This window comes from Hydrogenobacter sp. T-2 (assembly GCF_033971325.1).
Taxonomy (GTDB): domain Bacteria; phylum Aquificota; class Aquificia; order Aquificales; family Aquificaceae; genus Pampinifervens; species Pampinifervens diazotrophicum.
The window spans coordinates 1320257-1338931 of record NZ_CP117180.1; the positions used below are offsets into that span (position 1 = coordinate 1320257).

General features: G+C 44.8%; 17 protein-coding genes and 1 tRNA gene. 5 read left to right on the forward strand and 13 right to left on the reverse strand.

The features are described from left to right. From IAE16_RS07730 to malQ, 3 genes are read right to left on the reverse strand one after another with little or no spacing between them, the layout of a single operon-like run. A complete protein-coding gene (locus tag IAE16_RS07730) occupies positions 1-270 on the reverse strand; it encodes a cupin domain-containing protein (RefSeq protein WP_323700228.1) in 270 nt (89 codons plus the stop codon). Continuing rightward, on the reverse strand, positions 267-3395 hold the full coding sequence (locus tag IAE16_RS07735; protein ID WP_323700229.1) for an EAL domain-containing protein: 3129 nt from the start codon (positions 3393-3395) through the stop codon (positions 267-269). The genes IAE16_RS07730 and IAE16_RS07735 overlap by 4 nt, the downstream gene beginning before the upstream one ends. Continuing rightward, the gene (gene malQ / locus IAE16_RS07740; RefSeq protein WP_323700230.1) at positions 3395-4837 is read right to left on the reverse strand and encodes a 4-alpha-glucanotransferase; all 1443 of its coding nucleotides are present in this window, start codon (positions 4835-4837) and stop codon (positions 3395-3397) included. Before malQ ends, IAE16_RS07735 begins: the two co-directional genes overlap by 1 nt. A gap of 88 nt (positions 4838-4925) precedes the next feature. On the opposite strand from malQ, the gene IAE16_RS07745 reads away from it, so the two are divergent. Genes IAE16_RS07745 through IAE16_RS07755 form a run of 3 tightly spaced genes read left to right on the forward strand, consistent with a single transcriptional unit; the run spans position 4926 to position 8752 of the window. Further along, entirely contained in the window at positions 4926-6338 is a 1413-nt protein-coding gene (locus tag IAE16_RS07745) for a cytochrome C (protein ID WP_323700231.1), read from the forward strand. Between the two features lie 12 nt (positions 6339-6350). Continuing rightward, positions 6351-7673, forward strand: coding sequence for a hypothetical protein (locus IAE16_RS07750; RefSeq protein ID WP_323700232.1), 1323 nt, complete (start codon positions 6351-6353; stop codon positions 7671-7673). 47 nt (positions 7674-7720) lie between these two features. Continuing rightward, positions 7721-8752: a mechanosensitive ion channel family protein gene (locus IAE16_RS07755; RefSeq protein ID WP_323700233.1), complete on the forward strand. Its 1032-nt coding sequence runs from the start codon at positions 7721-7723 to the stop codon at positions 8750-8752. Here IAE16_RS07755 and IAE16_RS07760 read toward each other — a convergent pair. The 6 genes from IAE16_RS07760 to murC form a co-directional block, all read right to left on the reverse strand. Next, positions 8729-9409 carry a YggS family pyridoxal phosphate-dependent enzyme gene (locus tag IAE16_RS07760; RefSeq protein WP_323700234.1) on the reverse strand — a complete coding sequence of 227 codons (681 nt, stop codon included), beginning with the start codon at positions 9407-9409 and terminating at the stop codon, positions 8729-8731. The genes IAE16_RS07755 and IAE16_RS07760 overlap by 24 nt on opposite strands. A 30-nt stretch (positions 9410-9439) precedes the next feature. Continuing rightward, complete coding sequence (locus tag IAE16_RS07765) at positions 9440-9919, reverse strand: peroxiredoxin family protein (RefSeq protein ID WP_323700235.1); 480 nt, start codon at positions 9917-9919, stop codon at positions 9440-9442. Between the two features lie 109 nt (positions 9920-10028). Further along, the gene (locus IAE16_RS07770; protein ID WP_323700236.1) at positions 10029-10583 is read right to left on the reverse strand and encodes a Maf family protein; all 555 of its coding nucleotides are present in this window, start codon (positions 10581-10583) and stop codon (positions 10029-10031) included. A 2-nt stretch (positions 10584-10585) separates the two neighbouring features. After that, positions 10586-11077, reverse strand: a complete 492-nt coding sequence (locus IAE16_RS07775) for a metal-binding protein (RefSeq protein WP_323700237.1) — start codon at positions 11075-11077, stop codon at positions 10586-10588. Next, positions 11078-12703 (reverse strand): single-stranded-DNA-specific exonuclease RecJ, encoded by a 1626-nt coding sequence (gene recJ / locus IAE16_RS07780; protein ID WP_323700238.1) that lies wholly within the window; start codon positions 12701-12703, stop codon positions 11078-11080. Further along, positions 12700-14058 carry a UDP-N-acetylmuramate--L-alanine ligase gene (murC, locus tag IAE16_RS07785; protein ID WP_323700239.1) on the reverse strand — a complete coding sequence of 453 codons (1359 nt, stop codon included), beginning with the start codon at positions 14056-14058 and terminating at the stop codon, positions 12700-12702. Before murC ends, recJ begins: the two co-directional genes overlap by 4 nt. A 21-nt stretch (positions 14059-14079) precedes the next feature. Here murC and IAE16_RS07790 point away from each other — a divergent pair. After that, positions 14080-14153, forward strand: a tRNA-Arg gene (locus IAE16_RS07790). 5 nt (positions 14154-14158) lie between these two features. Here IAE16_RS07790 and sppA read toward each other — a convergent pair. The 4 genes from sppA to hisD are packed head-to-tail and all read right to left on the reverse strand — an operon-like array spanning position 14159 to position 17625. Further along, complete coding sequence (gene sppA, locus IAE16_RS07795; protein WP_323700240.1) at positions 14159-15004, reverse strand: signal peptide peptidase SppA; 846 nt, start codon at positions 15002-15004, stop codon at positions 14159-14161. After that, a complete protein-coding gene (lgt, locus tag IAE16_RS07800; protein WP_323700241.1) occupies positions 14988-15800 on the reverse strand; it encodes a prolipoprotein diacylglyceryl transferase in 813 nt (270 codons plus the stop codon). The genes sppA and lgt overlap by 17 nt, the downstream gene beginning before the upstream one ends. Positions 15801-15802: 2 nt before the next feature. Next, a complete protein-coding gene (locus IAE16_RS07805) occupies positions 15803-16348 on the reverse strand; it encodes a hypothetical protein (protein ID WP_323700242.1) in 546 nt (181 codons plus the stop codon). Further along, positions 16345-17625, reverse strand: coding sequence for a histidinol dehydrogenase (gene hisD, locus IAE16_RS07810; RefSeq protein ID WP_323700243.1), 1281 nt, complete (start codon positions 17623-17625; stop codon positions 16345-16347). The genes IAE16_RS07805 and hisD overlap by 4 nt, the downstream gene beginning before the upstream one ends. 17 nt (positions 17626-17642) lie before the next feature. Between hisD and IAE16_RS07815 the strand changes: the two genes are divergently transcribed. Further along, positions 17643-18671, forward strand: a complete 1029-nt coding sequence (locus tag IAE16_RS07815; protein WP_323700244.1) for a zinc-binding dehydrogenase — start codon at positions 17643-17645, stop codon at positions 18669-18671. Positions 18672-18675 lie beyond the last annotated feature (4 nt).

Sequence of the window (18675 nt, forward strand, 5' to 3'; positions counted from 1 at the left end):
TTATTTTAACACCCTTCTACTTCCACAGATATACTTCACACCCTTTTCGGTTCTTGCCCAGTGCCTTGTGCCTGCCCTTACCTCTAACATATCCCCAGCCTTTAAATGATACACACCCTCCTCAGTCCCTATAGTTATCTCACCCTCCAGCACATATCTTACCTCATCCTCCGGATGCCTATGCCAGTCATAATAAGTCCCCGGCGGGTCATACCACGTGTAGAAACCACCATAGCCCAAAGCCCTGAGCTTATCTTCAATATCTTTCATCTCAAGGCACCTGCTAGTTTATTTCTACGCTCCTCAAGAAATCTTACCATATCCTCCATATTCATCGGCTTGGCAAAGAGATAACCTTGGACAAAATCACATCCCATACCTTGAAGCATTCTAAGTTGAGGCTCAGTCTCTATACCCTCCGCAAGGGTTGCAATTCCAAGGTCTCTTGCAAGTGCTATGGTATTTCTAACTATGGCTCTTATTCTTTTGTTGTTTATCATATTCTTCACAAAGGACATATCTATTTTCAGTATGTCTACTGGTAGTTGCGTAAGTTGAGAAAGGGTGGAATAACCCGTTCCAAAGTCATCCATGGCTATTTTTACACCCCTTTCCCTCCTTAAGGTTTCAAGTAATTCAAGCATTTCACTTCCGAGCTCTAATATTACCCTTTCAGTTATTTCTATAACGAGTGGTAGCTGTGGCATAGCAAGAAGGGTTTTGACAAACTCCGCTTCTTTAAGCGTGCTTGCGGATAGATTTATAGAAAGCTTTAAACCCAGTTTTCCTGCAGATTTTATAGCCTCCCTTATAAGCCAACCTTCAAAACTACGCAGATATCTACTCTTCTCAAGATAGTCTATAAAATATGCAGGCGTGTATACCTTCCCATCCTTGTCCGCTATTCTTACTAAACACTCCGCACCAACAGCCTCAAGTGTATCTGCCTCAAAGTAAGGCTGAAAATATAGGACAAATAGCTCATTCTCTACGGCATTCTTTACCAACTTCATAGCAAAAGTAAAGTCTTGAATCCTTTTCTCAATATTTTCATCTGTGACTACTATTCTACCTTCTCCAAATTCCTTAGCTCTTTTGAGTGAGCTCTTTGCCTTTGAATAAAGCTTGCCGAAACTATCTCCGTCCCTTGGATAAAGGGAAATTCCTGCGTTAATGGATATAGGTATTGGCTCTCCAATGTCCACGTATTTATCCATAAGCCTTAATAACCGCTCCTCCAGTATGTAGACATCTTCCTCCATCCTTATGGGTATAAGCATACCAAACTTGTCCCCATATAGTCTACTGATAAATTTCGCATCTTTAAATTCGCTCTTTAACAATTCTCCGAAAGCCTGCACATACTTGTCTCCTGCGGATATGCCAAAATTCCTGTTTATATTTCCAGTGCCATACAAGTCAAGTATAACAAAGGCAAAGCTTTCCTTTGATGCCTGCTTGAGACCTTCTCCCACCATACTCTCAAAACCCTCTTTGTTTAGAAGACCGGTCATTGGGTCTGTAAAGGCAAGTCTACTTACCTCCTCTGAAAGCTCTATCTCTCGTGTTATATCTTTTCCTATGGAAACGTATCTTGTAATGCGTCCTGGAAGCTCCAAGGGATATATATGCTGTTCTAAATAAAAGGTCTCGCCGTTCTTTTTCCTATTTACAAAAACCGCATGGAATTCCTTGCCTGACTTTATGGTTTTCCATAGCTCTTCATAAAACTCTTTATCGTGAAAGCCAGACTTGAAGATGTTAGTCTTTCTGCCCAATAACTCTTCTCTTGAGTATCCCGATATCCTACTTACCGCCTCATTTACATAAGTTATTACACCCTTTTCATCAGTCACTACGAGCCAGGCACTTGACCGGTCTAAGGCATTTTTTATGATAAAGGCTTTTCTCCAATCGTAAATCCTATTAAGGGCAAACTCAAGGTCATGCCTGAACTCGCGTAGTATGCCCCTCACTTCTCTTTCATCAAAGTAATAGGGTTCTTGAGAATACAGATTTAGCAGATATAGCTTACCCTCTGGTCCCCTTATAGGAATGGAGCAAAAGGAGTAAACTCCAAAGTCCAAAAGCCAGCTATGTTCCTTGTTTTCCCTAACCTCTGGCTCAATGTATATTTCTTCCTTTCCTATAACCTTGTATTTTCCCATAAACCTTTCTTTAAGCTCATCCTCCAAACCGTAGGCTTTATATAGCACAGGGTCTCCTTCCTCTTTTATAAGAGCAATAAATTTAAGGTCCAAGTGCTCCATAAGACTCTTGCACGTCTTATCAAAAAGCTCCTCTTCAAACAGAGATGTGGTTATGGCAATGTTTACTTCTCTCAAGGTCCTGTAGAGGCTTTCAAACTTTTTTCTTTCCGTTATGTCTATAAAAAGCACAAGTCCTCCATAAGACTTTTCCCCATAGGGCACAGTAATGGAGTAGGTATAGGTATGTATGTATTTTCCTCTTTTGTTTAAATAAATAAGCTCGTTATAGTCATGTATAAACTGTTCTCCTTTTATTCTCCTTTGGACAATTTCAAAAACCTTATCCCTGTATGACGGATGAATTATGTGGTTTATAGCCTCCTCTAAGGACATTTTAGTTAACTCTTCTTCTTTGTATTCAAGAGTTTTAAGGGCGTAATCATTTGCAAAGACTATACCTTTTTCAGAGTAAAGTATTGAACCCACGCCACGTGAGTTCTCTAAAATATAAAAGGCTTTTACTTTAGTCCATAGCTTATATATATGGTCAAAGTTCTCGTAAGCTTTGAGGAGTTTTTCAAGTATGTGCTCCGCAGGCTCAAAATCGTCACCTTTGAAGAATTCTTTTAGTCTTTCCTCAACCTCTGGCTTCACCATAAAAATGTGGGAAGATTCAAAGACAAAAGTGTCCATGACCTTTAGATTTTTTCTTCTTTCCTTTTGAACGTTCTCCCATATTTCCTCATACATTATGCAGGCATGGACTTTACCCTCTTCAAGGTATGCCAACGCCCTCTGCCAACTTTCACAAAGCTCCACTTCCACTCTTTCTATATCAAGCTGAAGAAGAATAAGCCCCACTGGTCTGAGAAGGGCTGTAGACACCTTTATTGCCCCCTCTTTTGGTATGTCTCTATAGACGAGAAAATACCTATCCCTCTGCCCTTTGAATTTTGCAATGGGTTTATAACCCCTTCTATATAGTTCTACGGAAGAAAAAGGGTTTGCGTAATATATATCAAAGAACTTACCGCTTTCCATTCTCTCCTTTTCCTCAGAAAAGTCCAAAAGAGGCTCAAAGCTAACCTTTTCACCTACACTTTCGTGGAGTTTGCGAGCAAACTCTTCCCATCTTTTAAATCTTTCCCCTTCCGTATCGTGTGGACATACAGAAAATCTTAACATTAAGGATAATTATAACTCCTCCCATATAGCTTGCACACAAATCCGACCCACTCCCAAAGCTCTCTATTTGGCATTTCCCTTAACTTCCACTCCCAGTTGCCTTCTGGCTTGGCAGGAGTGTTCATCCTTGCCTCTTGTCCGAGCTCAAGTAGGTCTTGCATAGCAATTACGCAATACTTTGCCACAGACATGTAAGCAAGTCTAACAAGTGCATGGCTTATGCTCTCAGGTGTGTATCCAAGATAGTCTAAAACCCTTGCCCTCTGCCACTCGTTTAATTCCTCAAAGAACCATCCTCTTATAGGCATGTTGTCATGGGTGGTGGTGTAGACCACAGAGTTATAGGTGTGGTTATGAGGCAGGTGTTCTGAGTTTTTGTCAAAAAAGGCAAAGGCTAAGACTTTCATTCCCGGCAGTCCAAAGTGGTCTCTTAGGCTATGAACCTCTTGGTCTATTGTGCCAAGGTCTTCTGCTATAAAAGGCATGTGTGGAAACTCTTCTCTTATAGTTTCAAAAAGACTATAGCCTTCTGCTTTTTCCCACCAGCCTCTTTCTGCGGTCTTTTCTCCATAGGGAACTTGATAAAAGGCACAAAAGCCTCTAAAGTGGTCAAGCCTTACAAGGTCAAAAAGCTCAAGGGCATGCCTTATTCTCAAAAGCCACCAGTCAAAACCCCTTTCCTTTAGCCTGTCCCATCTGTATACGGGGTTTCCCCAAAGCTGTCCCGTTTTTGAAAAGTAGTCGGGTGGCACGCCAGCCACCACCTCTGGAAGTCCATCCTCTCTTAGCTTGAATATCTCTCTGTCTGCCCAAACATCCACACTGTCCGGTGCAGGGTATATGGGTAGGTCTCCCACAAGGCTCACACCCTTTGAGTTGGCGTAGGTTCTTAAAGCCTTCCATTGCTTGAAGAAAAGAAACTGGACTACCTTTTCTCTTAGAACCTCCCTTTCTGAAAGCTCTGGCAACTGTTTCCATTCCCACCAAGGCCTTTTAAGTTTTTTCTTTATTAGGTTGAATCTAACATAGTCCTCAAGCCAGTATGCCTGCTCTTGGCAAAAAAGGTAAAACTCTTGGCTCTCCTTGAAGTTTTCCAAAGCCTTTTCCAGCATATGTGCCTTTAGGGCGTAAACCCTCTCGTAGTCTACTCTATCGGAGGGCTCTACCCTTAGGCTCTCAAGGGTCTGTCTGTCTAATAGACCTTCCTCGTATAAAAGTTCTGGGCTTATAAATAGAGGGTTTCCTGCAAAGAGAGAAGAAGAGTAGTAGGGTGAGTTTCCATGCTCCACCTCTGTGGGGCTAAGGGGTAAAACCTGCCAAAGGCTTTGACCAGATTCCGCCAAAAGGTTCACAAACCTGTAGGCAACGGGTCCCAAGTCCCCTATGCCAAAGTCAGAGGGCAAGGAGCTTATGTGGAGCAAAATGCCAGCTTTTCTTTCCACGAAATAACATTTTAAACCCTTGACGATGATAAAAGTCATGTTATATTAAATGTTAACTTCAAGTTAAAACCGCACAGGAGGTGCGAACATGGATGTGCTTGGCTTTCAGCCCATGTGGTATGTGCCTGCCATAGGCAGTGCCACAGTCATCGCCGTTATCGCCACCATTCACGTCATGGCATCCCACACATCAGTGGGTGCTTCCATTTTGCTGGCATACCTTGCCACAAAAGCCTACCGGGAAAACATCCCCCAGCTCTACGACTACATCAAAAAGTATCTGTTGACACTGCTCGTGTTCTCTTACGTCTCTGGTTCTATAAGCGGTCCTGGTATATGGTTCTCCGCCACAGTGGCAAACCCCAGAGGTATATCCGCCCTTATACACAACTTCGTTTGGGTCTGGGCTGCAGAGTGGATATGGTTCGTGGCTGAGGTGACTCTTGTCTACATACTCTTTTATACCCTTGGCAGGATAGACCAAAAGAGCTGGTTAAAGCTCGCGTGGATTTTTGCCATAGGCTCTTGGGCAACCATGTATATCATCGTAGGCATACTCTCTTTTATGCTCTCACCGGGTCATGAAAAGTGGTTTACCACAGGAAACATCCTTGACGCCTTTTATAACAAGAACTACTTCCCACACCTTCTTATGAGAAGTGCCTACATGTTTGCTATAGCGGGCACTATAGGTATAGTTATCGCAAGCCTTATGAGAAAGGATATACCCGAGAAAGTCTACAAGGACATAGTTAGAACCATGTCCTACTGGGGCATAGGTGGTCTTGTCTTTGGAACTATGTTCTTTGGATGGTATTTCTCCACACTACCAGAAAGAAGCCTTGTAATGCTTGCTGGAATAGTGCCAACATGGTATTATGGTCTAATATTCGGCATACTTCTTATCCTCCTCGCACACTTTGTGCTTACTTCCATAAAACCAACCGCTGCAAGAGCTTATATCGCATTACCCATATACGCGCTCATATTCTTCATGGGTGTATATCCAGAAGAGAAGATAAGGGAAACCATCCGCAAGCCCTATGTGGCTGGTGAATTTGTGTGGGTCAACCAAATTATCGCCAGAGATGTGCCAGCCAAGGATATAAAGTCTGAGGTGGACATCATTAACGAAAAGGGCTATCTCCAAGTCAACGCCTTTGTGCCAGAGGGTCTAAAGACCATAACACCCGAAAACAAGATAATGGCAGGAAAGGCAATAGCCATACTCCAATGCTCTGGATGCCACAATGTGACAGGAGCCTCTGGTCTTAGACCCTTTGCTAAGAAATTTGAAGGTATGGACTCAGAGGATATGGTCTATGGTTTCCTCTCCAACTACCTTACTCCTCAAGCTCATCCTCCATACATGCCCTACTTTGTGGGTAAGGACGAGGAGCTACGAGCCCTTTCAGCCTACATAGCGGATATGATCTCAAAGGGTGGTAGAGTCTCTGCCAAGATAGAAGTGCCAAAAGCAACTCTGGAGGCACATAAATAAGGAGGTGTGGACATGAGCATGGTGGCCTATCAAAACCTAACAAGGTGGGTATTGCTTGGCGTATTGGCTCTTATGCTACTTGGCGGCAGGCTTGCCTTCGCAGGGCAGTCCCCTGCGGAGGTCGGAGCCATGCTAAAAGCCATGGCTGACCCTGCGGGTGCTCCCTTCTACCCAGTGGTTATGCAGATACTACAAGTTATCACATGGGCTCTCCACATAGTCTTTGTTTGGACTTCCATTGGTGGACTTTTCTATGCCATATACGGCTTTACAAGAAAAGACCCAAACCACCAAAGGCTCGCAAAAGCTATGCTTGAGCTTTCAAAGGTGTCTGTCTCTTTGGCGATAGTTCTCGGTGTTGCACCTCTTTTGTTCTATCAAGTCATCTATGATTCTCTTTGGTATGCATCCGCTAACCTATCTGCAAGTTGGTATATGATGTTTATAGTCTTTCTGCTTATTGGCTACTATCTTATATGGGGTGCATACTTTACCAAAAACAGACCTCAGCTTGCCACCTTTTTCTCCATAGGTGGTGTTATCTTCCTCCTCGCTGTGGGTTTTCTAATTCACGTGGTTAACTACCAAGCTCTCTATCCAGAAAAATGGGTAGAGTGGTATACCTCTGGTGGAACCACTATGAACCACACTGGTTGGAACATATATGCCTTTAACATCTTCAGATACCTTGCCTTCCTCGTATTTCCATCCATTTCCGTTACTGGCGTCTTTATGATGCTATACGCTTGGTATTTTGGAAAAAGACCAGAGTTTGAAAGGGACTATGTAAACTTCTCTGCAAAACTTGGTGCAAAGCTCGCTCTCATGGGTGGTGCTGGCTGGATAGTCTTCCATGTGCTTTACATATTCTCTGTTCCAGCAGATTGGAACGCGAAGGGTAGCATCTTTGCATGGCTTTCTGTCCTTGGACTACTGCTCTGTGCGGGTGTTATATTCATAGCCCAGAAGAACCCCATTGGCATGGCAATTCCTTCTCTCGTTGCTGGCACGGTGGCAACTCTTCTTATTGCGGTCTTTAGAGAATACCTCAGGGTCTCCTCTACCGCACGTTTTGGATACTCCATATACGAATATAAGGTGAACCTTGAATGGCTTAGCCCAATGCTCTTCGTAGGAACAACTCTGACAGGTCTTATACTCTACGCCTACACTTGGTGGATGGCTTACAGAGCAGGAAGAACACCAAAGGGCGAAGTCTATCAAGCTAACGAGACAGAAGATGCTCTTGGAAACGCCTCTGTCTTTATCGTAACCCTGTGGGCTGTAGTCTTTATTGGCACAGGTCTTATAATCATAGCCAGAAACTACCTATAAAAACCTTTTGCGGGCGCCTGCCCGCCTTTTAATTTAAAATTTACTCTATGAGCCTCTTAAAAACCTACGGTGCACTTCTTTTAATACTTATACTCGTTCCTTCGTTGGGTCTCTTTGTAGAGAGGTTTGTGTTTTATAGGTTAAGAAGATTATCAGAAAAGAGCCCTTGGGGTTGGGATAAGGTTTTAATAGACTCTCTTAGGTATATACCTACCCTTTGGTCTTTTTTGATCGCCCTATATCTGGTTTCAGAAGAGCTAAAACTACCTAAGAGTATAGTCTTAGTAAAGGATAAAGCCCTCTGGGTTCTTTTCATTATTTCCTTCGCACTTTTCCTATCAAGACTGGTAGGTGGCTTTCTTAGACTATACATAAACAGATACAGAGAAGACCTTCCTGCCACTTCCCTTGTGGTGCAAGTTTCTCGTGTTGTTATTCTTGTGGTGGGAGTGCTCATAGCCCTTGATAAGATTGGTATAGCCATAACGCCTATTCTTACCGCACTTGGTGTGGGTGGCTTGGCGGTAGCTCTGGCTCTTAAAGATACCCTTGAGAACCTTTTTGCCGGCTTTCATGTATTGGCAACAAAGCAGATAAAGGTGGGAGACTATGTAAGGCTTGAAAGCGGTGAAGAGGGTTTTGTGCAGGACATAACATGGAGAAACACAATTCTGCGTCAGCCTGCAAACAACCTTATAATAGTGCCCAACTCTAAACTCTCTACTTCCATAATCATAAACTTCCATATGCCTCAGCCAGAGATGAGTATACTAGTCCCTGTTGGTGTTTCTTACGACAGCGATTTAGAAAAGGTAGAAAGGATTACCCTTGAGGTGGCAAGAGAGGTGCAAAAAGAAGTGGAGGGCGGAGTGCCAGACTTTGAGCCAATGATACGTCTTACTGCCTTTGGAGATTTTTCTATAAACTTTAATGTGATACTCAGAGCAAAGGACTTTGGAGGTCAGCACCTTCTGAGGCATGAGTTTATAAAGAGGCTAAAGAAAAGATACGAGCAAGAGGGTATAAAGATACCTTTCCCAGTGAGGGAGGTTTATTTAAACCCTGCTCCCAAAAATTAGCGTCCCCACCCTCACTATGGTAGCACCCTCTTCTATGGCGGTTTCAAAGTCATGGGACATGCCCATGGAAAGATGAGGAAGCCTTACTCCAAACTCCTCTTCAAGCTCATCTCTTAGTTTTCTAAGCGTGGCAAAGTATGGTCTTACCTCCTCGAGGTCTTCCCTATAGGGTGGTATGCACATAAGCCCTAACACTTTTATGTTTTTGTCTTTCAGACAGACTTCAAAAAAGCTCTTTAAGTTCCTTGGCTCAACCCCGCCCTTTGTCTCCTCACCGCCCACGTTTACCTCTATAAGCACCTCTTGAACTTTTCCCATATTCTCCGCCCTTTTGCTAAGCTCCTCAAGTAGGCTATGCCTGTCAAGGGAGTGTATGAGGCTCACCTTGTCTATTATGTATTTGACCTTGTTGCTTTGAAGCCTCCCTATAAAGTGCCAGTCTATAGGAAGGTCTTTTAAGGCTTCCCACTTTTTTAGAAACTCTTGAACCCTGTTTTCACCAAAGACCCTAAGCCCGCATTGGAAAAACTTCCTTAGCCTATCTGCAGAAACTCCCTTAGAAGCTCCCAGTAGAAGCACTTCTTCCCTTTTCCTGCCAGCTCTCTCACATGCTCTTAAAGCCCTCTCTTCTGCGTAAGTTAGCCTTTCGCAGCTCATGGCGTTAACCTAACGCCTACTTCTTGAGCCTCAGCCGGGCTTCAACTCAGGAACGCGTTGTCCTGCAAAAATATCCTCTGGAGCTTGACCAGATATGTATGCAAGGCTTTCGTTGAGCCTTTTTAGGTCTGACTTTACAAAAGAGTTGCTAACAAAGTCTACATAGCCCTTTGGGTTTATAAGATAAATGGTAGGCACCACCTCCACATGGTAGTCCACAGAGGTTTGGTAGTTTGGATAGTCTATAAGCTGTGGGAAGGTAAGCCTGTAGGTTTTTGCAAAATCATGCACCGCATGGTCTGGGTCTTGGGCTATACCCCAGAAGTTAACTTTATGTCCGTACAGTTTGTATAGCCTTTCCACAAAGGGCAGTGTCAATTGGCAAGTTGGACAGGTAACCTTGTAGAAAACCAAAAGCTTATAGCCCTCTCCCTCTGACAGGGAGTGAAAATTTCCTTCCACATCGTAAAGCTCAAAGTCCTTAGCCTTCTCTCCAACCTTTAAAGGCATATTTCACCTCCTGTGTTGCATTTGTATTTGAACTCCTCCGCCTATTTCCACGCTACCTCCACTTTGGCTCACCACTGCAGAACATCCACACAAAAACAGCAAAAACAGGCTAATCCAGAACATTTTTAAGCACCTCATAGGTTTTGCTTGCAGGAAGACCCATTACAGTGTAAAAGTCTCCCTTAATCCTCTCTACAAACCTCGCACCTATACCTTGAATTGCATAGGCACCCGCCTTATCCATAGGCTCTCCCGTTTCTACGTACTCTTCAATATCCTTCAAACTCATAGCTCTAAACTTTACCCATGCGGTATCATGGAAGGTATACCTGCCCTTTGGAGATATAACAGAAACGCCCGTTATAACCCTGTGCCACTTTCCAGAGAGCTTGCGAAGCATTTGTATAGCTTCCTCTTTGTCCTTTGGCTTTCCAAGTATTTCCCTCCCAAGGACCACTACGGTGTCCGCTCCTAAAACGGTGGCAAACTTGTAGTCCTTCCAAACGGTAAAAGCCTTCTTGAAGGCAAGCCTTCTTGCGGTGAGTATGGGTTTGCTATGGTGCTTCTCTTCTATGTAGGAGGGCACAACCAAAAACTTAAAGCCGAGCATACTAAGTATCTGAACCCTTCTTTTTGATTCAGAGGCAAGTATTAGAAGTCTCACATCTATATTTTAAACCTTTTAAGCCAGCTGGTCAAAAGGTCAAGGAAGACATGAAAAACCTCAGAAAGAACCACGCCAAGTGCAAAGTAGAAGACCTCCTCCTTCTCCGCAAGCCTTGAGAGAAGCTCAAGAGGGTCAAAACTAAGAAGCATATCCCCCAGCTCAGGCACAAACTTAGAAGAAATTCCAAGCAAGACAAAGTAGAAAAACATAATCATCAACAAAAGGTATGTGAGCCTGAGAAAAGTCCCAAGAATTGGAATATGAGATGCACCCCTGTGCTTTGAAAGAGCTTGGTAGGGTTTCCATATAAATCTCATTGCCTTCCATCTCTTGGAGGGTTTTGAGCGAGGAAGGTCAAGGTCTGGAGAGAGAAGAAAAGTTCCCAAAAGGTAGCCTCCTACGAAGGGAAGATAGAAATCCTTTGGAACGAAATAAAGACAAGCAGGAAGTGCAAGCAAGTTTACAAAGTCATGGGCTCTTCCCAGTGCCACCTAAGCCTCCATATCTACGAGCATAAGAGTATTTGGTCTTTTCCTATCTAATTGATAGACTATCCTTTTACGTTTTGAGGTAAGGGTATACACCTTCTTGTTTATAGTGTCATCCCAGGAAAGCAAGTTAAAGCGGTTTGCTCTAAGGAGCAGTCTTTCTCCATTACCGCCTACAGGCTTTAGACTCAGAGGTTCTGACAAGAATAGGGGTTCTGGGAAACCTTCACCGTAAGGCTCAAGGTCTCTTATGACCTCATAGAGCTCTCTATTTACACAGTCCAGAGGAAGCTCCATATCTATGTATAGCTTACCCTCCTCTGAGGTAATCTCTGAGAAAAGAAGTCTTGCAAGGTTTTCAAAGTGAGGTATATCTTCTGTCCTTATAGTAAAACCTGCTGCGGTAGAATGTCCGCCCCACTTTATAAAGAGATGGGACAGTTTCTTTAGGACAGAATGCACGTCCATACCCTCTGTTCCTCTAACAGATGCACTTGAATATTCTTTGCCTATGGATATTACCACTGTGGGTTTTGTAAACATGTTTGCAAGCCTTCCTGCCACTATACCTGCAACGCCACCAGCCCACTCCTCAAGTTTCACTATAATGACGCTCTCTTCTTTTTGAAGAATAGCCTGCTCCATAGCCTTCTCCAAGGCTAATTGGCTTAGCTGTCTTCTCTGTTGGTTTAGCTTGTCTATCCTTTCTACGAGCATTTTCGCCTTCTCTTCGTCCTTTTCAAGAAGTAGTTTGAGAGCAACATAGGGTTTGGCAACCCTGCCAGGAGCGTTTAGGCGAGGTGCCAAAGAAAAGGCTATATCCCTTGAGCTTATTTCATCCCTTATGCCCGACCTTTCCATCAAAAGTCTTATACCCGGTGCCTGAAACTCACCCCTTAGGACATGGTTCAAAAGCCTTATGCCGTTGGAGACAATTATCCTATTTACCAAGTTCATAGGCATAACATCCGCAACAGTCCCCATAGAGGCAAGATGAAGATAATGACGCACATCCAAGTCAAGGTCTAAACTTTTCTTAAGAAGTGCGGACATATAAAAGGCAAGCCCGGAGGAGGATATTTCCTTTAGTTCTCTTCCTTCTCCTAGCTTGGGGTTTACTACAAGAGCCCTTGGCATAATCTCGCTTATGTTATGATGGTCAAGCACAATGGTGGGTATGGTTGCATGGCTTAGCTCCTCTACCGCAGTGCTTCCGTTATCCACCGTTATGAGAAGGTCCGCATACCTGCTTAGCTTTATGACAAGTTCCCTTGTAAGCCCATAGCCCCTCTTTCTTGAGGGAAGTAAAGGGACAACCTTTGCACCTGCCTTTTTCAAAAGGTCATAAAGTATGGCAGTGCCCGTTATACCATCCACATCGTAATCCCCAAAGATTACTATCCTACGACCCTTTTTTACATAAGACCCAATGAGTTCAACCGCCTCCTGTATATTTGGAATACCAAAGGGTGGAATCAACCTTTTTAGCTTGCTTTCAAGAGCTTCCTCCCCGAGGCTTCTATTGGCAAGAATCTGAGCCTTCAATATTCCAAGCCTTTGAGATAGAGTGTTTTCTGGCTTTATAATATCACTCAAAAGCACCCATTCCTTTCCAGAAAGACCCTTCATGCCCTTTTGAGTGCCAAAAACTCTTCACACCACTTGGATATGCTACCCGCACCCATAAAGAGGACTACATGCTCTTCAGATATTCTTTCCTCAAGTGCTTCAAAGAGGTTTTCCTTTGTAGGGCAGTATAGGGCATTGGACTTTAATGCCAACTCTTTTGCACTTACACCGTATAGGTTCTCCTCACCAGCAGGATATATATCCGTAACAAGGCATAGGTCTGCTTCTTTGAGGACCTTTGTAAAGTCTTCAAAGAGATAAAAGGTCCTTGAATACCTATGAGGTTGAAAAGCCAGAAGTATTTTCCTTTCAGGATGCATATCCCTAACCGCACTTAAGACAGCCTTTATCTCCGTTGGGTGATGCCCGTAGTCATCGTAGACGGGTGCACCATGAAAGTATCCCTTTAGCTCAAGCCTTCTTTCTGCATTTCTGAAGTTCCCAAGAGCCTTCCTTATATCCTCAAAGCTCAAACCAGCACTATGGCAGACGGAGATGCAGGCAAGGGCATTATAGACATTATGTTTACCCGGCACACCAAGATGCACCTCACCGAGCTTTTGCTCTTCGTGCCAAACCTCAAAGGCATACCTTCCTTCTATGAGCCTAAGCTCTCTTGCGGTATAGTTGGCACCTTCTCTTAGTCCAAAGGTTATTACCCTTCTATGGGTTCTTTCTATAACCCACCTGCAGTTTTCGTCATCTGCGTTAATTACCACAAAGCCATAAAAGGGCACCGCATCCGCAAACCTCAAAAAAGCCTGCTTTATCTCCTCAATATCCCTATAAAAGCCTATGTGTTCCTTGTCTATGTTGGTTATAACCGCCACGGTAGGCAAGAGTTTTAAAAAGCTCCCGTCGCTTTCATCCGCCTCAGAAACTATGAGCTTGTCCTTGCCAAGTTTAGCATTAGAGCCAAAGCTCTGGAGCACACCCCCAATAAGGACAGTAGGGTCATACCCCGCCTCATGAAAGGCATGGGCTATCATGGAAGTGGTCGTGGTCTTGCCATGAGAACCGCACACCGCTATACCTTCTCCAAGCCTAAAGAGCTCCGCAAGCATCTCTCCACGAGGGATAACAGGAATGCCTAAAGACTTGGCTTTTTTTATCTCTGGATTGTCCTCAGAGACCGCAGAGGAGTAAACCACCACTTGAGCCTTCTCTAAGTTTTTTTCTGAATGTCCTATGTAGACCCTTGCACCCTTTTTCCTAAGAAGCTCCGTGTTTTTGTTTTCTCTTATGTCCGAGCCAGAGACCTCATAGCCCATCTCAAGGAGTATCTGGGCTATACCGCTCATGCCTATTCCGCCTATACCCACAAAGTGAAAACTTTTGACCCTTTCTCTAAACATAGGTATATTATATTCTTTTGAGTGTCCGTAGCTCAGCTGGATAGAGCGTGGGTCTCCGGAACCCAAGGTCGGGGGTTCAAGTCCCCCCGGACACGCAAAATTACTTCATAAGATAGTAAAGCATTAGAGGATAGTCCCACCCAAAGCCTTCAAAACCCTCTTCCATGAGCTTTCTTATAAAGCCTCTCCTGTCTTCCATATAAAAGACCCTTGCCTCTGGCACTCCTGCCATCTGCTTTGCCCTGTTTATGGCATCTTGAAGGTTTCCAAGCTCATCCACAAGACCCAGCTCTTTGGCTACTCTTCCTGTGAAAACTCTACCGTCCGCTATTTCTCTAAGTTTTTGCTCGCTTATCTTCTTTGAACGGTATTTCAATATGGCTTGGAGAAACTGCTCGTAAGCGTCCTCTATGGTCTTTTGGAGGTATTCCTTCTCCTCTGGCGTGAGGTCTCTAAAGGGAGACAAGGTGTCTTTAAACTTTCCCGTCTTTATGGCAGTTGTCCTTATGCCGAGTTTTTCAAGTAGGTCCTTTAGCTCCGTATGTTGGACTATTACGCCTATACTTCCTGTTATAGTCCCTGGGTTGGCAAAGATAAGGTCTGAGGGGGTGGAGATATAGTAGCCTCCAGAGGCAGCCACATTTCCCATGGAGACCACAAGGGGTTTTCCAGAGCTTTTAAAGTCCTCAAGGGCTCTGTATATTTCCTGAGAGGCTCCCACCGAACCGCCGGGGCTGTCTACCCTGAGAACGAGGGCTTTGACGCTTTTGTCCTCTTTTGCCTTTTGTATCTTTGAAACTATCCTATCTGGCTCAATTATGGCACCCTTTACCTTTATCACCGCTACCCTGTCGCCTACTGGAAGCCTTGAAAGAAGTGAACCCAAAAAGCCAAGCACCATAACTATTATGCCAAAAAACAAAAGCCTTTTAAGCCACTTTTTCATGCCTTGCCTCCCTATAGAGCCAAAGGGCTAAAGCTATAGAGGTGGCTATCATAAGCAGGGCAACGAGCTGATTCCATGTAAGACCTATGCCACTTATGGGAGGCGTCACCCCTCTGAAAAACTCAAGGAAAAACCTAAGGACGCCATACAGAAGCATATAAAGGGAAAAGACAAAGCCGTCAAAGGGCTTTCTCCTATAGGCGAGGAGAAGAACTAAGAAGATAGCCATCAAACCCATAAACTCCATAAGCTGAGTGGGATAAAGAGGCATATAGGGGGGTGCTACCGCACCGGGAGAGAAGACCACATAAAAGAAGGGAAACTTGTCTGAAAAGTGTATACCCGGAAGCACAGAGCCATCAAGGGGAAAGGGCTTTCCATAACAGCACCCCGCAGAAGTGCATCCGAGCCTTCCAATAGCGTGGGCTATGCTAAGGGCAACCACTGCCATGTCTGCGGTCTTCCAAAAGGGCAGACGATATTTTATTATGCCAATGATCGCACCCACCACTCCGCCTGCAAGACCACCAAAGAAGTTCATACCTCCGTTCCATATGGCAAAGATATCCGTAAGGCTTTGGACATGCTCGGGATGTTCTATCACATAGGAGAGCCTTCCACCGAAAATGCCAAGCAGGAGGGCAAGCAAAAGGGTGTTTTCCACATGGTTTGGGTTTATGCCTTCCTTCTTTGCAAACCTAAGCACCAGCCAGTAGGCGGTAAGGGCACCAAGGGCTACAAGCACCCCGTAGGTGTATATCTTAATTCCAAAAATCTCTATAAGCACGGGATACATGGCTAAAATTTTAAACTATCCACCGTGAGGGTAAGGGTTATACCTTCTGTCTGAACCCTTATGGCTCTGGCAAAGCCTTCCTTTGACCACTCAAGGTAGTTAAGGATAAGTTTCCTATCCCTTCTGGTGTCATAAAACTCTGCCAAGGCAAGCCTTCCGTCCTTGAAAACATACCTTGACTTAAACACTCCATCGTCCCTTTCAAAGGAAACTCCAGAATAGGAACAAGCCATCTTCTCATCGCCCCTTAGCACCGTGCCAAATATCACACCATCTGGACTTACAGGTAGGTCTATACAAGCACCCGCTACGCACAGGTTGTTAAGAGAAATCTCTCCAGTCCTACCCTCACCGCTTATGAGGAACTTACCCTCAGACTTTTGGACCCTTATGGGAATTCTCAAAAGACCATACCTAAGGGAAAGGTCTGCGGTATAGGAGTTGGGGGATTTATACTCCGAGTAGGTCCTTTTGAACTCCTCTCCCTCAGGACAAACAAGGGTAGCACAGGAGGACAAGAGCAGGGAAAGCAAAAGCAGTCTTTTCATGGCTCCCTCCTTACTCTAACCGCATAGTAGTGGGCAAAGAGTCCTTCCGCCTTTGCTATGCTTTCCGCATAGTCCGCCACCCTTTCAAAACCCTCCTTAGAAAGGTATATCACAGAGCTTTTCTTTAGAAAGTGATAGACTCCAAGAGGTGAGAAAAACCTCGCAGTCCCTCCTGTGGGTAGGGTATGGTTTGGTCCAAGCACATAATCTCCCAGAGGCTCTACCGCATACTTGCCAAGAAAAACCGCACCCGCATGCTTTATGTAAGGGAGCAGAGCAAAAGGCTCTTCTGTAAGCACTTCAAGATGCTCTGGTGCTATGTAGTTTGCCACCTCACAGGCTTTGTATAGGTCTTCCACGAGGAATATGGTTCCAAACCTCTCTATGGACTTCTGGGCTATCTCCCTTCTTGGAAAGTCCTCAAGGAGCTTTTCCACCCACTGGGAGACTTCCCTTGCGTATTCTTCGTCGGTGGTTATCATAAAAGCTCCCGCCAGCTCGTCGTGCTCCGCCTGAGAGAGAAGGTCAGAGGCAGTCCACTTGGGGTCTACACTACCGTCCGCTATTATGAGTATCTCAGAGGGTCCCGCTATCATGTCTATGTCCACCACGCCGTAGAGGAGCTTTTTGGCAAGGGCTACGAATATGTTTCCGGGACCTACTATCTTGTCCACCTTGGGGAGGGTTTCCGTTCCAAAGGCAAGCCCTGCAACAGCCTGAGCACCACCAATCTGGTATACCCTGCTTACACCTGCTATAAAGGCGGAGGCAAGGGTATAGGGGTTAGGCTTTGGAGAAACCATAATAACCTCTTCCACACCCGCCACCACCGCAGGCACTGCGTTCATAAGCACGGTAGAAGGATATGCCGCCTTCCCACCAGGCACATATATACCCACCCTCTCAAGGGGTAAGACCCTATTGCCAAGGACAATACCCTCCTCTTCTGTGAAAAAGCTCCTCTCTAACTGCCTTTCGTGAAACCTCCTTATCCTCTCATGAGCTACCTCAAGGGCAGACCTTACATCCTCCTCTATCTCGTTATAAGCCCTCTCAAGCTCCTCGTAAGGGACTTCCATAGTCTCAGAAGTGAGCTCAAGACCATCAAACCTCTTTGTGTATTCTATGATAGCCTTATCACCCTCTTTTTGGACTCTTTGGATTATCTCCTTTACCACATGCTCGTATTCCTCTGTAAGCACCTGCCCTCTGTTTCTTACAAAGTTTAGCCTCTCGTTAAACCTCCAAGCGGAGTTTCTCAAATCCTCTATACGCATAGTATAATAAGCATAACATGAGAGCGGTTATTCTTGAAAACTTTGGTGGAGTGGAGAACCTAAGGCTTGTGGAGGACTTTCCCAAGCCTCAGATAAAAGAGGATGAGGTTCTCATAAGGGTTAAGGCGGTAGCCCTAAACCACCTTGATATATGGGTAAGAACTGGAGCACTTGCCATAAAGCCCGAGCTCCCTCATATACTTGGCTCAGACATAAGCGGGGTGGTGGAAAAGGTGGGAAGTCTTGTAAGGGACATAAAAGAGGGTGATGAGGTGGTGGTGGCACCGGGGCTCTCCTGTGGTGTGTGTTATGAATGCCAGTCTGGTCAGGACAATCACTGCAGGCATTACGACATTATAGGTCTTAGGTCAAAGGGAGGCTACGCCCAGTATATAAGCGTCCCAGCAAGGAATGTGATAAAAAAGCCAAAGAACCTCAGCTTTGAAGAGGCAAGTAGCTATCCTCTCACCTTTTTGACTGTGTGGAACGCTCTGGTTAACAAAGCCCACATAAAGCCTTACCACAGAGTTCTCATATGGGGAGGCTCCTCTGGTGTGGGAGTGGCAGGCATCCAGCTTGCAAAACTCTTTGGAGCTTTTGTTATAGCCACCGTAGGCTCAGAGGAGAAAGCCAAAAGATGCCTTGAGCTTGGTGCGGATATGGTCATAAACCACTACCAAGAGGATGTGGTCAAAAGGGTCAGAGAGCTTTTTAAGGAAGGAGTAGACATAGTGGTAGACCACGTGGGAACGCAAACTTTTTGGAAAAGCGTGGAGTGTCTAAAAAGAGGTGGAAAGTTGGTCTTTTTTGGCACTACCACAGGCTCACAGGCACAGATAGACATAAGATATATCTTTGTGCGTGAAATAGAGCTACTTGGCGTTTATATGGGTCCAAGGGCAGACCTCTTTAAGATAACGGAGCTTTTTGAAAGAGGTCTTTTAAAGCCGGTTGTGGACAAAGTCTTTCCATTGGAAGAGGCTCAGGAGGCTCACAGGTATTTAGAAGAATCAAGGCATTTTGGAAAGGTGGTGTTAAAAGTATGAGGGA

Excerpts from the sequence above, each read along its gene's own strand:
- IAE16_RS07805 (WP_323700242.1), bottom strand. The coding sequence starts at position 16,348 with ATGAAAAGACTGCTTTTGCTTTCCCTGCTCTTGTCCTCCTGTGCTACC.
- IAE16_RS07765 (WP_323700235.1), bottom strand. The coding sequence starts at position 9,919 with ATGCCTTTAAAGGTTGGAGAGAAGGCTAAGGACTTTGAGCTTTACGAT.
- hisD (WP_323700243.1), bottom strand. The coding sequence starts at position 17,625 with ATGCGTATAGAGGATTTGAGAAACTCCGCTTGGAGGTTTAACGAGAGG.
- IAE16_RS07735 (WP_323700229.1), bottom strand. The coding sequence starts at position 3,395 with ATGTTAAGATTTTCTGTATGTCCACACGATACGGAAGGGGAAAGATTT.
- IAE16_RS07755 (WP_323700233.1), top strand. The coding sequence starts at position 7,721 with ATGAGCCTCTTAAAAACCTACGGTGCACTTCTTTTAATACTTATACTC.
- IAE16_RS07745 (WP_323700231.1), top strand. The coding sequence starts at position 4,926 with ATGGATGTGCTTGGCTTTCAGCCCATGTGGTATGTGCCTGCCATAGGC.
- lgt (WP_323700241.1), bottom strand. The coding sequence starts at position 15,800 with ATGTATCCCGTGCTTATAGAGATTTTTGGAATTAAGATATACACCTAC.
- murC (WP_323700239.1), bottom strand. The coding sequence starts at position 14,058 with ATGTTTAGAGAAAGGGTCAAAAGTTTTCACTTTGTGGGTATAGGCGGA.
- IAE16_RS07750 (WP_323700232.1), top strand. The coding sequence starts at position 6,351 with ATGAGCATGGTGGCCTATCAAAACCTAACAAGGTGGGTATTGCTTGGC.
- IAE16_RS07760 (WP_323700234.1), bottom strand. The coding sequence starts at position 9,409 with ATGAGCTGCGAAAGGCTAACTTACGCAGAAGAGAGGGCTTTAAGAGCA.
- IAE16_RS07815 (WP_323700244.1), top strand. The coding sequence starts at position 17,643 with ATGAGAGCGGTTATTCTTGAAAACTTTGGTGGAGTGGAGAACCTAAGG.
- sppA (WP_323700240.1), bottom strand. The coding sequence starts at position 15,004 with ATGAAAAAGTGGCTTAAAAGGCTTTTGTTTTTTGGCATAATAGTTATG.
- recJ (WP_323700238.1), bottom strand. The coding sequence starts at position 12,703 with ATGAAGGGTCTTTCTGGAAAGGAATGGGTGCTTTTGAGTGATATTATA.
- IAE16_RS07730 (WP_323700228.1), bottom strand. The coding sequence starts at position 270 with ATGAAAGATATTGAAGATAAGCTCAGGGCTTTGGGCTATGGTGGTTTC.